Source organism: Dasania marina DSM 21967 (genome assembly GCF_000373485.1).
GTDB classification, from domain to species: Bacteria; Pseudomonadota; Gammaproteobacteria; order Pseudomonadales; family Dasaniaceae; genus Dasania; species Dasania marina.
In genome coordinates this window covers 94,903-108,939 of record NZ_KB891576.1, presented here as the reverse complement: position 1 = coordinate 108,939, position 14,037 = coordinate 94,903, and the positions used below count along the sequence as shown (strand labels likewise).

The window sequence follows — 14,037 nt, the reverse complement described above, 5'->3', positions numbered from 1 at the left end:
CTACGGCTGTTTATCAAAAACCTTTGCGCCTTCTGGTATATCAAACCAACTTAATTTTTCACTTACCCAAATATGTGCCGTAGGTTCGAATATGCTATCGTCAGCCATGTTTACGGGTTTAAGCTTTAGTTTTACTATGGATGGATCGTCAGGGTTGTAGTGGTACACACGGTTGCCGCAACTAGGGCAAAATTTTCCACTACTCGTATTACCACTATCAGAAGAACGGCTCCATTCCTTCAGCTCACCACTAAACTCGATAGTATCCGCCGGCACCATCGCCGTCACACTAAAAGGCGCCGTCGATAACTTCTGGCACTCGGTACAGTGACAGGCAATCACCATTTTTGGTGCTTCATGTAATTTGTAAGTGAGCTGACCGCATTGGCAGGAACCTTCTATGGGGTATTTCATGGTGGTGGTGCTCCTGTTGTATTGTTTGGTTGGTGAGAGTTTTTGGCTAAGACTGTTACCAGTTTGGTCGGTATGTTGAAAATTTCAAAGTTTCATCTGATCCCACTACTTATTTGTCTTTTTTAGGTTTTTGTTAGAGCTATATCAGCAACCTGCTTCGTCAAAATTAAAATCACAGTCAAAAACAACATGTGGAGATGTCGTAATATTTGTATTAATGGTATCGATAAAATTATTTCCATCTTTTAGTGCGCGTAATTGATGTGGTTGTGCATTTTCTTCATCAGCTAATAAGTTACATATATTAGTTTTACTCCAATCTGTTAGATCAAGTGAAACCCTTGGGCGAATAAATGCAACTAACTCATCTAAAGGCGCTATATTTGAATCGAAACTAAACCACGTCAAGCTTCCATCATCTGGACAAACTTTATCGCTTGGATATCTAACGAAATCAAAGTATCTTTCAAAAAATTTTACCCGCCTATATACATCTTTACTTTCAATGCTAGGATCTATTTCAACTGCAGATTTATAAAGGTCACTTAATTTATGCCCCCAAGCAGGTGATCCCATTTTTACTTGAATACCATTACCAACCAAAAAAGCCTTAATATAGAGTTCAATTGTTCTATGTGAATTTACAGGGGTTTCAATTAGAAATCCTGTAAACCATAATAAGCGTGTTGCTATATAACTATTGTCAGCATAACTCAGCCAAACAGAACTACTGCTCTTATCAAACATGGATACTCACTTTAATTTTAGCTCTAACAGTTTTATTAACTAGCATATCTATATTTAGGCACTATGCCTACATTTAAACCGATACGTACATCTCCACACATTCATGCCTAAATATACACATCTTCAAACAGCCATGCCTAGGCATTTTTATGTAAATTATTCACAACACTATCACCTAAGCTCTATGCCCCACCAAACTCGCTACGAAGCACCCAAACTCCCCTTGGGAGTCGCCGAGCAACGGAGATTTTTAACGGAACGACCGTTAAAAATTGAGTAGCGCAGGGGATCGGCGTAGCCGACGACGGACTAGGGTGCCTTTTTCTTTGGTTAGCTTTCTTTTGGGCAAGCAAAAGAAAGTAACCCGCCTAGCAGGGCGGAACCCGGCCAAGCAGGTTGCTACGATAACAAAGAAGAAAAGGCCGTGGATACCGGCGTTCGCCGGTATGACAGTGTAATAAAACCTGAATGCGCGGATGAGGGGTGTTGTACGATATGGCGGGGAGGCTAACCAACCTGCCTCTTATTCCAATCCACACACTCATCCAAAGTAACACCACTACCCCCAAAAATATCCAAAGCACTACCTATGGTCAAATCCACCTTACCCATAGAAAGCCGATCTACCTCCTGCAAATCCTGCAACGACCTTGCGCCACCGGCATAGGTAACAGGAATACTGCAATGCTGCCCTAACAGCGTCACCAACTCCTTATCTATACCCCCCTGCAAACCCTCCACATCAGCCGCATGAATTAAAAACTCAGCGCAGTGGCTGGCCAATTCTTTTAAGGTGTCGGCATTAACCGCAGTATTGGTAATGGTTTGCCAGCGGTCGGTGGCGATGTGCCAGCCGCTGTCAGTTTTGCGGCAGCTTAAATCTAATACCAGCCTGTCTTTACCGCACTCAGCTTTGATTTTTTCTAGCCGCTGCCAGCAGAATTCGCCGCCTTCAAATAAGTAAGAGGTAACGATTAGGTGTGAGGCGCCGGCGTTCAAAAACTCGCTGGCGTTTTCGGGGTTGATGCCGCCGCCAAATTGTAAACCCTGGGGCCAGGCTTGTAGCGCACTAATGGCTTGCTCTTTATTGCCGGGGCCCAAAGCGATAACGTGGCCGCCGTTGAGTTGCCGCTGTTGGTATAGCTGGGCGTAGTAGCGGGCATCGTGGCTGCTCACAAAGTTAGTGGCAGCCCCTTGTTCGGTAAGGCTGCCACCTACAATTTGTTTCACTTGGCCTTGGTGTAAATCTATGCAAGGTCTAAACAGGGTCACTGGGCGGGCTCCGCCTGTTCAGTCGCTGAGCTATCAGCATTTTGATCGGTGCTTTGATCGGTGCTCTGATCTGAGCTCTGGTTATTAAGCAGCGTTTCGTACGGCTGTTCTTTGCCGGGGTAGTCAGACATTTTTATAAAAGGGTGGAAGGCGATGGCCATGGCTTCTTCTATATCGTCTTCGCTAGAGAGTAGTTTGCGTCTGCGCACCCATACGGGGTCGGCTTTTTTGGTGTCCAACTCTTGGGTGGTAGAAATACCGCCGTAGTTCATTAACACGCGCTGTAAGTCTATGTTGTAAATGTTAACTAATAATGATGCAGCTTTAATCTCTTGGTTCCAATCAAAACCTAAGGGTATCGATTTGTCGGCACCTCTTAACATGGGTTTGCGGTTGACGCCGTTAAAGCGGGCCAAGTGTTGTAGGCCGTTGTTGTGTTGGGCGTTGTGTTCGATGACGTCAGCAAAGACGATGGCATCGGTATCGGTTTGTTTTTTAAGGGTTTGCCCGGCGGTGTACATCACGCGCTGCCAAGTGACGTTGTCTATGCGGCCGGTGCTGGGGTCGTAGGGCTGGCCGTAGCTGCGTACCGCTTGTTTCCATGCGTTTTCAAAATGGTATTCGGGTAACACTTGGTAGCCGCTATCTTTTAAAAATTCTTTTACGTGGCGCTTTACGCGACTGTCGGCTTTACGTAAATGTGACATGACTGGACGGCCAAAACTGGTATTGGCGACGATGACTTTTTTAATGGGTTTGGCTTTAACGATTTCGTTATTGTAACGATAGGGGAATGCGGAAGCGCCTTTTTCAGAGATGCTGCCGTTATTGCTACAAGCACTGATGAGTAATGTTAGGGTAATGAGTATAATGCGCACGTTGAGTCCTATTACGGCCCTAAGTAAGGCCTACTGGCTTATGTGATGAATTTGCTGAGTGATTCTAACAACCGTATACCCATATGAGAAGCCGAGAATAAATAATGAGCGAGCTGCCCCTAGAACAGGCCCTGCAACTACATGCCCACCTTGAACAACCTAGTACTGCCATGCCTGGCAGAGAGTCGGTGATTTTGCTACACGGCCTGTTTGGTATGGGGATCAATTTAGGGGCGGTGGCTAAGGCCTTGGCCGAGCACTATAACGTACACAGTTTGGATTTACGCAATCACGGTTTATCACCCCATAGCCCGTTGATGAGTTACCCCTTAATGGCCAGTGACGTGTTGGCCTATATGGACGCCCAGGGCATTGCACAGGCCCATGTGCTGGGCCACTCCATGGGCGGCAAGGTAGCCATGCAGTTGGCGCTGTCGCAGCCTGAGCGGGTTAGCAAGCTGATAGTGGCGGATATTTCGCCGGTGGCTTACGAGGCAAGCCACGACGCGGTGTTTGCCGGTTTGAAAGCCGTCGATTTTAGCGCCGTAAACAACCGCCGCGACGCCGACGCCATGCTGGCCGCCCACGTACAAGAGCCCGCAGTGAGGCAGTTTTTATTACGCAGCATGTATAGGGGCGATGACAAGCGTTTTGCCTGGCGCATGAACGTGGCTGCCTTAGAAGCCAACTACGCAGAGATTAAAGCTGGATTAGACCAGCAAACGGCATATCCGGGCGAAGTATTATTTATCAAAGGCGAGCAGTCGGATTACATCTTACCGCAACACCGCGAGCGCATATTGCAGTTATTCCCCAAGGCCAGCGTGAAAGTGATACAAAACACCGGCCATTGGTTGCATGCAGAAAAGCCGGAGGCGTTTAATTTATTGTGCCTTAATTTTTTGCAAAAAAATTAAGGCAGCGACAAGTGACAAGCTTCAAGCGGCAAGAAAAATCACAGCAGCGGCAAGCTTCAAATTGTAAGAAAAACATTGACAGGGTAGGTGGGGGCTAATCAAAATTATTAGCTTACAGCTTACAGCTTACAGCTTACAGCTTACAGCTTACAGCTTACAGCTTACAGCTTACAGCTTACAGCTTACAGCTTACAGCTTACAGCTTACAGCTTACAGCTTGTGCGCCTAGCACAACCTAATCCCTTGCTTTTCTATAGTGATAATCTTTTTCTTATATAGCGTGCCACAGGCTTTTTTAAAGGCTTTTTTGCTGACGCCAAACACGCGGTAGATGGCTTCGGGTGGGCTTTTGTCGTTGAGTAGCATAAAGCCGTCGTTTTCTTTTAGTTTTTCTAAAATGCTATTGGCGACGGCGTCGTGTTGTTCTTGGTTAAAGCCTATGGGGTTGAGGCTGAGGTCTATTTTATGGTCGCTGCGAATTTTTTTGATATAGCCTATGTGGTTCTGGCCTTTTTTTAGTGGCTGGATTAATTCGTTGTCGTAGAGTAGGCCGAAGCAGTGGTGGTTGATAATGGCCTTGTAGCCCAGTTCGGTTTTTTCGGCGATGACTAAGTTTACTTTTTCGCCTTCGCTAAAGTCGTGCTCGTCGTCGGTTAATAGATGGTCTAGGCGAGTGGAGGCGGTGAGGCGATTCTTTTTATCCAAATACACTTTCGCTAATACATGGCGGCCTGCTTGCAACTCGAACTGTTGCTCGGCAAAGGGGATAAACAAATCTTTGGGTAGGCCCCAATCTAAAAAACCGCCTACGTTGGTAACGTCGGCCACTTGTAGCCAGGCGATTTCGCCCAGCTGTGCTTTCGGTTTCAGGGTGGTGGCGGCCAGCTCGCCTTCGGCATCTAAATATACAAACACGTCTATATTCGCGCCCACGGTGAGGCTGGGGGTATTGGCGGTGGCGGTGAGCAGTATAGCTCCCAGCGGGCCGCCATCTAACATGGCGCCTACGGCGTTAATTTTGCTAATGCTGAGGGTGTTGGTTTTACCCAGCTGTACGGTGCTGCTTTGGTCCATGTTGTGCTCTATCTATAGCGTTATGTGTAAACGGCTAAATGTGTAAAAGCGCCATTCTACCGCAAAGCGCTGGGCTTTGTGATCTATTGTGCGGGCTGCGGCCAGTTAAAACGTTGGAGGAGGGCAGTCATGCTGGCATCCAGCCCGGCTTGTAAGCGCAGCGGCTGTTGGCTTACTGGGTGGGGCAGGCACATTTCTGTGCAGGCTAACAATAGCCTATGGCAGTTAAACTGCTGTTGGAAAAAACGGTTGTGTATGCCTTTGCCGTGTTTGGCATCGCCTATAATGGGGTGGCCTAGGTGTTTTAGGTGGCGGCGTATTTGGTGTTTGCGGCCGGTCTCGGGTTTGACTTGCACTAGCGAGTAGCGGCTTTGCGGGTAGCGATCAACACAGTAGGGCAGCTCTATGGTGGCCAGCCGTTGGTAGTGGCTGATAGCTTCTTGTGCGGGTTTGTCTAGACGGCTTTTTTTGTCGCTGATTTTATCCAGCTTTTCTTTTAGAGGGTGATCTATGGTGCCGGCTTCTGGGGTGTAGCCACGGACTACCGCCCAATAGGTTTTGCTGACGACTTTATCGTGAAAGTAGCGGCTGAGCTGGCGGGCGATGTCTGCGCTAAGGGCGAATATCAGTACCCCGGAGGTAGGTTTATCTAAGCGGTGTATGGGGTAGACGTGTTGGCCTAATTGGTCGCGCAGCAATTGCAGGGCAAAGCGGGTTTCGTGCCTGTCTATCATGCTGCGGTGTACTAATAAGCCCGAGGGTTTATTAATGGCGACCAGGTATTGGTCGCGGTAGATGATGGCTAACGGTTCAGCCATGCTCAGTGATAATGGCTTGGCGTTTGGCTTGCCGCAGTTCATGTACTACCCAGCTGAGATAAATGCAGCCCATCACTATGCCCAGTATCCAGGCGGCGCTGTAGCCAAACAGGGTGAGCATTATGCCACCGGCGATAGGGGCTGACATTCTACCCAGTGCCGATATGGAGGTGGCGGTGCCCATCATGCGGCCGCGTATGGCTTCAGGTGTGCGTTGTGATAGCAGTGAGTTGAGCACGGGCATACAAAAGGTGGCGCCGGTAATCGCCACAAAAAACGCGGTGACTATACCGACTTCGCTTTGAAAAAACAGCGCTATGCTATAGCCCGTTATTAAGCCGGTTATACCAATGGCCAGTAGTTTTAATTCACCCACATGTTTGACTAGACGGCCCATCAAGCCGCCTTGAATTAATACCGCCACTACCCCTTGGGCGCCAAACACATAGCCGGTTTCTTTAGGGCCCCAGCCCAGCATGGCCGCTACCCACAGCGGAAACAGATAACCCATAAGGCTAACGCTGTGGTTGTGTAAAAAATATTGCAGGCACAGCCAGCGGTTGCCGGTTTGTTTCATCATGCCGTATAAGGAGCTTTTGTCGGCGGGTTGCTGTGCTTTTAATAAGCGCTGCTCTGGGCCTAGGCTTTCTTTTAAAAACAGAAAGCCCGCCAGCATGGCTGATAGCGAAAGCCCGGCGGCCACCATGGAGGGCAGTGCTAGGTTGTAGTGGTCGCCGGCCAATACCCCGCCCAAAAAGGGGCCTACGGTCATGCCTATGCCAAAGGCGGCGCCTATGGCACCCATGCCCTTGGCGCGGTTTTCGTTAGTGGTGATGTCGGCGACGATGGCGGAGGCTATGCCGAAGTTACCGGCCATCACACCGCCCAGTGCGCGGGCAAAAAAGATGCTCCAGTAACTATCGGCCTGTGCCAGTAGGCCGTAACCTACTGCGCCGCCAAATAGGCAAAACAACATAATGGGTTTGCGCCCCCACTTGTCGCTAAGCTTGCCCCAAAACGGGCCACAGATGCCGGAGCAGATAGAGTAAATGGCGATCAGTACGCCTATATCAAAACTGCTAAGGCCTATCTCTAAACCGATAAAAGGCAGTATAGGGATAACGATGCCAAATCCAATGAGGTCGATAACAACTGTAATAAAAAGAATAGGCATGTAAGCGTTTAATTAATGATGGTTATGGGTTAATGACCGTGGGTTATTAGCCCATTGCGCTTTAATAATAAAAGCCGCAAGCATAAGCAGTTTGGGGTGACTTTTCCAGCGCGCTGTGGTTTATCTGCGCGATAAGCCTTATGAATAAAGGGGGCGCTAGGGTTTATTCCGTATCTAAACGGCTAAATTGACCCGGTGCTTGGTTGCCTAGTTGGCTTAGTAGCGCCGCTTGCTCGGCGCTGGGTAGTTCTAAGCACAGCTTCACATCGGCGCCGTAGTCGGCATCCACTATGCGGCCCTGAACTTGCTCGATGAGGTGGCGAACAATGGCTTCGCAAGGGTAGCTACATTGCAGCTTGAGCTGGCTCAGCGGCACGTGTTGTTGTAGCGCGAGTTGCTCGGTGGCCTGTTGCACGGCCGCGGTATAGGCGCGCACTAGGCCGCCAACGCCCAGTTTGGTGCCGCCAAAATAACGCACTACCACGGCGATGATATTACCGATTTGGCGGTATTGCAGCACTTGCAGCATGGGCTTGCCCGCGGTGCCCGAGGGCTCACCGTCATCATTGGCGGCCATACTCTGGGGATTTTGTGGGTTGCCTATGACATAGGCCCAGCAGTGGTGGCTGGCATCGGGGTATTGCTGTTTCAGCTGGGTTAAAAAGCCCAACGCCTGAGCACGGGAATGTACCGGTTGTAGGTAGCAAATAAAGCGGCTGCGTTTTTCTTCTAATTCAAAACGCACGGCTGATTGGGGTACTAAGTAAGACACGATAGGGTTTTGGCTTATGGTCGACTAGTGGTAGGTTCAGATAGCGGCGGAGCTGGTTGGTGTGGTATCGCTGCTGTGCTGTTGGCCGGCTAATGGTTGGCCAGCTACTTGTTGGTTTACTAGGGTAGCGAATTCTACATAAAATTGTGAACCTTTATCGGGTTGGCTGTGGGCATGGATGCTGGCTTCGGCTAATTGGCAGTACTGTTTGCACAGGGCTAGGCCCAAGCCGGTGCCGCCATAGCGGCGGGTGGTGGAGGTGTCAGCCTGAATAAAGGGGTCGAATACCACTTTAAGCTGATCGGCGCTCATGCCTATGCCGGTATCGCTAACCACAAACTGTACCCGCTCGGGTGTTTTTTGGTCATACAGCACGCGTAAATGTATGTCGCCATGTTGGGTGAACTTACAAGCATTACTGAGTAGATTAAAAAATATCTGCCGAAATTTGGTGATGTCAGTGTGTAGGTCTGGGGCAATTTGGCTGTTGTCAAAAAATAGGGTGTTGTCGCCTTTTCTTGCCAGCGGCCGTATGGTGTTAACTACTTCTTGTAATATTTGATTGGGGTTAAAGCGTTCTTTATAGATAGTCATATTGCCCGATTCAATTTTAGAGAAGTCTAATACATCATTAATTTGGCTGAGCAGATGGCGGCCGGCGTATAGCACTTTAATCAAATCTTTGGCTTGTTCTTCTTTGTCAATGTCACCGCACTGTAAATCCTCTAGCATCATTTCGCTATAGCCTATGATGGCGTTGAGTGGTGTGCGTAGTTCATGGCTGATGTTGGCCAAAAAATCACTCTTGGAACGATTGGCCTGGTCGGCTTGGGTTTTGGCCGTATGGACTTCATGCATCGCGTGTTTCATTTTTGTAGACATAATATTAAAAGACTCAGCTACCGCACCTAGCTCATCTTTATTTTTAATGGGTATGCGATAATCAAAATTACCATTACCAATAATAATGGCACCTTGCTTGAGGCGGTTGAGTTCGCTATTGGTGTAGCGTATTAAAATAACCCCCAAGCCTATAGTGAGTATGATGGAGATAAAAAACACCACTATGGTGATGCGATTGGTAAGGTCTTCGGTTTTATTTATTTCTATATTTTGGCTTTCGACTATAGTGATGAGTTGGTCTTTTTGTTGTTGCAGTAAGGATAAAACCTGTTGGTATTGTAAGGCGCTGTTATGAATGTAGAACGTGTTATCGCTATGGGGGTTATTATTCCTATAAAAACTCTCCCAGCTTTGGCTGAGTTGGGAAAATTGCTGCCAGAGTCGTTGGAAGTTGTCAGCATTGAATTTATTGACTAATAAACCCATTTTTTGCATATCGTTTTGTAGTTGTTTGATGTCAACTAAGGCTTGCGTGGTATCTTCTAGGCTAATTCTTTTCGCGGCTGTTTGTTGGTATGAGCTGTGCAACGATACGTTGCGGTAAATGCTGTCTAGGTTTTGTTTAATAGCCGATATTTCCAGCTGCCCCTGTACGGCCTCTTGCAGTTTTTTCATGCTGGCTTTACGGGTGTTATTACTCCAAGAGTCTGTACCTACATTAATAGAGAATAAGACCAAAATTGTAATAACAGCTAGGGTGAGTCGATCGCGTAAGCTCATGATGGTTTTTATATTTGGTAGTTTTTGTCGTGGTAGCGACTGAGTAAGCCCAGCAGGGCATTAAAGTCTACTGGTTTGGTGGCGTAGTCATTACAACCCGCCGCTAAGGCCTTTTCTTTGTCGCCCTCAAAGGCATGGGCGGTGAGGGCGATAATGGGAATGCTAGGTAGTAGTTGTTTGATTTCTTTGCTGGCGGTCCAGCCGTCTTTAATGGGCAGTTCCATATCCATTAGAATGAGGTGGGGTTTCAACTGCTTGGCTATGGTGACCGCATCTTCACCGTTAATGGCGGATACCACTTTATAACCTTTACGCTGCAAGCGTCGCGACAGCATGTCGCGGTTCATTTCGTTATCTTCTACTAATAAAATGGTGTCCATAGTCTGTCCTGTTTATGGAAGGGCGGCATCGTTGAGCTGAAAAATATTGATGGCAGCTAAGATGCCTTTGGCTTGTATGGTTTGGCTTTTGCCTATGGACAGTATGGCGGTAGAGTCGATTAGGGTGGATTCAGAAATAAGGATTTTACCGGCAGGGCAAGCATCTTCTATCCGTGCTGTTTGATTAACGGTGTGGCCAACCACACCGTATTTGGTGCGCTTTAAAGAGCCTATGTTGCCGGCGATGACTGGCCCGGTATTGATGCTAATACCCATTTGTATAGCGGGTAAGTATTCTTTTATGTTTTGTTGGTTGATAGTGGCCATAGCGTTTTGCATGGCCAGTGCGCACTGTATGGCTCTGTCGCTATCGTCTTCGCGGTTTATGGGGGCGCCGAATATAGCCAGTATGGCGTCACCGATAAATTCATTAACAGTGCCATTGTGATTCATAATGATTTCAGACATGGCGCCTAAATAATTATTAAGCAAGCGTACCACCTGTTGTGGCGGTAATTGCTCGGCTATGGTGGTGAAACCGCGTATGTCAGCCATCATGATGGTGGCTTTGCACTGGGTGCCACCCAAGTCTAGGGCGTCGGGGTTTTGTAATAGGGTGTCGGCTATCTCTTCAGAAACATAGCGGCCAAAAATTTTGCGGATAAAGGTTTGGCTTTTTTCCAGCTCATGCCTATAGCGCTGCTCTTTGTCTAGCCAGCGCTTACGCTCAACCCCTGCGCTAATGCGCGCTTTTAGTAGTACAGGGTTAATAGGTTTGAATAAATAATCTTCGGCGCCGGCTTCTATGCAGCGTATTACGCGCTCGGTATCTTTATTGCCCGATATTACGATAACGGGTATGGCACGCCATTTCTGATGTTGTTTCAGTCGCGCCAGCAGTTCGTGGCCATCCATCTCGGGTAGAATTAAATCTAGCAGTATGAGGTCTACCGTTTGGTGCTCTAGCAGCGCTAGCATTTCTGGCCCGGATGCAGCCTCTAGCACTTGGTGTTGGTCGCGCAGTAAGTGGCGGCGTATTAGCTCGCGGCTTTCACGTTGGTCATCGACTATTAAAATACTACCGCTAACAACGAGCTTGGGGTTAGCGGTATTGTCGGTGTATAAGCTGCTGGCCGGAAATTTGTGTTTGTTATCAAACTCTAGTAATTGCAGGGTGAGGCGGTCTATGTGTTCTAGCTGCTGCTGGGATTTTTCATCGACCTGTTGTTCTTCTTGAATTAACTCTACGTAGCCTTGCAGGGCAGCCATTACATTTCGTAGGTCGTGCCAGATTTTTTGGTGCTCGGGTATGGCGCCGTGCTCCTGTTGTAGGCTGAGCTGCTCTAGTTTTTCGGCGGCGATAAGTAGTTTGCTAAAATCGCTATGGATGACACCGTGTTGTTGGTATTGGTTGCTATAGAGTTCGGTGGTGGCAGTAATAATCAGGCGGGCTGTTGCCGGCCAATTTTTAGATGGCCTGTTGGCTGCGGCTACGTGGCCGGGAGTGAGTGTGTTCATAGAGCCACCATGCTAAGGATATTTTTTTTAGTATTATTGGATATTTAGCCGCTACTACTGAGCAAACGCAATTAAGTATATCCTAGTATGGCTAAAGCGATAGTACCGTATTGGGGTAGTCAATAAGTGAAAACTGGCAATGTGGCAATGCTGTGTTATATTTTTGGCACTATTACGTGGGGCAAGGTGGTAGAAAGGTAGCGGAGCTACCGTTCGTGCCATGGGATGGAGTCAAGGGATGGCCGTGTGCGCTTAGCCTTGAGAATAACAATTATAATAAGTGGTAATAATAATGATTCTCGGAAAACTGGATATTTTCAAGGGCTTAAATCCGCAGGAGCTAGCATTAATGGCGGAGAAAGTGGTAGTGCGCACTTATGCTAAAAACACCGTGGTGATTAATGAAGGGGATTATGCCGACTCCCTGTACATCATTAATTCGGGCCGAGTAAAGGTGTATTGCAGCGATAAGGCGGGCAAGGAATTTATTATGAATACCATGAAGGCCGGTGAGCATTTTGGTGAGCTGGCACTGCTGGATGACGATAAGCGCTCAGCCTCCGTGCGCACCATGGATAAATCGAATTTTTGTATTATTTATAAAGAGGACTTTAACCGGGTTTTAGATGAGCAGCCCAATATCGCAAAGGTGCTAATACGCAACCTCGCTCGTAGAGTGCGTAAGTTGACCTTGGATGTGAAGTTGCTGGCGCTGCAAGATGTTTATGGCCGGGTGGTTAATGTGCTCAGTGATATGGCTACGCCCAGAGATGAAGTGAGTTCTATTATCCCCGAGAAGCTTACCCAGCAGGATATAGCCGATAGGGTGGGTGCCTCTCGCGAGATGGTGGCGCGCATACTCAAAGACTTGGTGGCGGGTGACTATATTAGCTTTGAGGGCCGACAAATTATTATTCACGGCCGCTTACCGTCGGAATATTAACCCGTTTTTACTTACCAACATCGGCCACCACGCAGCTGAGCCTGCCGTTACTGAGCTTGGCTTCTAATTGCTGGCCTGCCTGTACTTGCTCAATCTTGTTGATTACTTGCCCTCGCTGATCCGACAGTATGGAATAACCCCGCTCTAAGGTCGCCAGCGGGCTGACCGTGTGCAGCCGTTGCATGGTGCTCTTCAGCTGTTGTTGCTGTCGCTGTAATTGTTGCGCGTGTAACTGTTTCAGCTGTTTTAACAGGTTGAGGCTGTGCTGGCGCAGGCCGTTGATTAAGCTAAGAGGCTGACAAGCCTGTAGGCGTATACGCAGCAAGTCGGCGCGATGGCTGTTGTGGTTGCGGTTTTTCTGCCAGGCCTGTTGCAGACGTATGTCTAATTCATCCAGCCGTTGCTGTTGTTCTGCTAAACGGCTACCGGGGTGGCGCAGGCGGCTGGACAGCCAGCCCAATTGCTGTTGCTGCTGCTTGAGTCGCTGCTGCATAAAGCTGATTAACCATTGCTGGTAGCCTGCCAGCGTTGCTATTTGTTCGCTGAGGTCGGGGCTGAGCAGCTCGGCTGCGGCCGAGGGGGTGGCAGCCCGCAGGTCGGCGCAAAAGTCGGCTATGGTGAAATCGGTCTCGTGGCCTACCGCGCTAACCAAGGGCAACTCGCTGGCGGCGATGGCGCGGGCAACTATCTCCTCGTTAAAGGCCCATAAATCCTCTTGTGAGCCGCCACCTCTACCTAGCAAAATAACATCAAAGCTGGCCTGCTCGCTGGCGGCCAAGTGGTTGGCGGTGGCTATAGCCTTAGCTATTTGCCCGGCCGCCTCATTGCCCTGTACCGCCACCGGTAAAATGGTGACCCGTATGCCGGCGTGGCGGCGTTTGAGTACCGTTAAAATGTCGCGGATGGCAGCCCCCGTGGGGGAGGTGATAACGGCTATGTGCTTGGGGTGTTCGGGTAGGGCTTGTTTTATGGCAGGGTCAAACAGGCCTTCTAAGCTAAGCTTAGCTTTTAGCTCTTCAAAGGCACGAGCCAAGTCGCCGGCACCGGCGGGCTCCATATATTCGGCGATTAACTGATAGTCGCCGCGAGCCTCGTACAGGCTGAGCTTGGCTCTAATTACCACTTTTTGCCCAGCCTGAGGTTGAAACCGTAGCCGCAAATTACTGCCGCGAAACATGGCGCAGCGCACTTGGGCGCTGGCATCCTTTAAACTAAAATACCAATGGCCGGAGGAGGGCTGCGAGAAGTTGGAAAGCTCGCCCTCTATCCAAACATTGGGAAATTCCGATTCCAGTAAGCGTTTGGCCTGGCGATTAAGCTCAGCTACGCTGAGTACGGTGCGATTATTGGCGGGGTTTTGAGGTGTAAGCATGGCGCTATTGAAACATAAACCCTTGTAATTGCATAAGTTCTTGTCGCTGTAGCTGGGTTTAGGGCTGGGATAAGGTTTGGCTTAGTTTTAGGAAAGCCCCATAAACACAGGGCTTTCGTATTTACCTTGGCTTAT

General features: G+C 48.7%; 14 protein-coding genes. 2 read left to right on the top strand and 12 right to left on the bottom strand.

What is annotated here, in order from left to right; translation table 11 throughout:
* The 4 genes from B067_RS0105130 to B067_RS0105115 form a co-directional block, all read right to left on the bottom strand.
* On the bottom strand, positions 1–414 hold the full coding sequence (locus B067_RS0105130; RefSeq protein WP_019528993.1) for a GFA family protein: 414 nt from the start codon (positions 412–414) through the stop codon (positions 1–3).
* Positions 415–558: 144 nt separating this feature from the next.
* Positions 559–1,161, bottom strand: coding sequence for a HEPN domain-containing protein (locus B067_RS0105125; RefSeq protein ID WP_019528992.1), 603 nt, complete (start codon positions 1,159–1,161; stop codon positions 559–561).
* A gap of 507 nt (positions 1,162–1,668) precedes the next feature.
* The gene (gene hisA, locus B067_RS0105120; RefSeq protein ID WP_019528991.1) at positions 1,669–2,433 is read right to left on the bottom strand and encodes a phosphoribosylformimino-5-aminoimidazole carboxamide ribotide isomerase; all 765 of its coding nucleotides are present in this window, start codon (positions 2,431–2,433) and stop codon (positions 1,669–1,671) included.
* Complete coding sequence (locus B067_RS0105115) at positions 2,430–3,311, bottom strand: hypothetical protein (RefSeq protein WP_019528990.1); 882 nt, start codon at positions 3,309–3,311, stop codon at positions 2,430–2,432. The genes hisA and B067_RS0105115 overlap by 4 nt, the downstream gene beginning before the upstream one ends.
* A gap of 104 nt (positions 3,312–3,415) precedes the next feature.
* On the opposite strand from B067_RS0105115, the gene B067_RS0105110 reads away from it, so the two are divergent.
* Positions 3,416–4,228, top strand: a complete 813-nt coding sequence (locus B067_RS0105110) for an alpha/beta fold hydrolase (RefSeq protein WP_019528989.1) — start codon at positions 3,416–3,418, stop codon at positions 4,226–4,228.
* A 225-nt stretch (positions 4,229–4,453) separates the two neighbouring features.
* Here B067_RS0105110 and B067_RS0105105 read toward each other — a convergent pair whose 3' ends face one another.
* From B067_RS0105105 to B067_RS0105075, 7 genes are all read right to left on the bottom strand, one after another.
* Positions 4,454–5,302, bottom strand: a complete 849-nt coding sequence (locus B067_RS0105105) for a CvfB family protein (RefSeq protein ID WP_019528988.1) — start codon at positions 5,300–5,302, stop codon at positions 4,454–4,456.
* An 83-nt stretch (positions 5,303–5,385) separates the two neighbouring features.
* Complete coding sequence (gene truC, locus B067_RS0105100; protein ID WP_019528987.1) at positions 5,386–6,120, bottom strand: tRNA pseudouridine(65) synthase TruC; 735 nt, start codon at positions 6,118–6,120, stop codon at positions 5,386–5,388.
* Entirely contained in the window at positions 6,113–7,294 is a 1,182-nt protein-coding gene (locus B067_RS0105095; RefSeq protein WP_019528986.1) for an MFS transporter, read from the bottom strand. Before B067_RS0105095 ends, truC begins: the two co-directional genes overlap by 8 nt.
* Positions 7,295–7,457: 163 nt before the next feature.
* The gene (locus B067_RS0105090; protein ID WP_019528985.1) at positions 7,458–8,066 is read right to left on the bottom strand and encodes a YigZ family protein; all 609 of its coding nucleotides are present in this window, start codon (positions 8,064–8,066) and stop codon (positions 7,458–7,460) included.
* 36 nt (positions 8,067–8,102) lie between these two features.
* Positions 8,103–9,689 (bottom strand): sensor histidine kinase, encoded by a 1,587-nt coding sequence (locus B067_RS19685; protein WP_019528984.1) that lies wholly within the window; start codon positions 9,687–9,689, stop codon positions 8,103–8,105.
* 8 nt (positions 9,690–9,697) lie between these two features.
* Entirely contained in the window at positions 9,698–10,069 is a 372-nt protein-coding gene (locus B067_RS19680) for a response regulator (RefSeq protein WP_019528983.1), read from the bottom strand.
* 12 nt (positions 10,070–10,081) lie between these two features.
* Positions 10,082–11,587, bottom strand: coding sequence for an adenylate/guanylate cyclase domain-containing protein (locus B067_RS0105075; protein ID WP_019528982.1), 1,506 nt, complete (start codon positions 11,585–11,587; stop codon positions 10,082–10,084).
* Between the two features lie 292 nt (positions 11,588–11,879).
* Between B067_RS0105075 and B067_RS0105070 the strand changes: the two genes are divergently transcribed.
* Entirely contained in the window at positions 11,880–12,530 is a 651-nt protein-coding gene (locus B067_RS0105070; RefSeq protein WP_019528981.1) for a Crp/Fnr family transcriptional regulator, read from the top strand.
* 7 nt (positions 12,531–12,537) lie between these two features.
* On the opposite strand, the gene xseA is transcribed toward B067_RS0105070, so the two are convergent.
* Positions 12,538–13,902, bottom strand: a complete 1,365-nt coding sequence (xseA, locus tag B067_RS19675; RefSeq protein ID WP_019528980.1) for an exodeoxyribonuclease VII large subunit — start codon at positions 13,900–13,902, stop codon at positions 12,538–12,540.
* Positions 13,903–14,037: the final 135 nt, after the last annotated feature.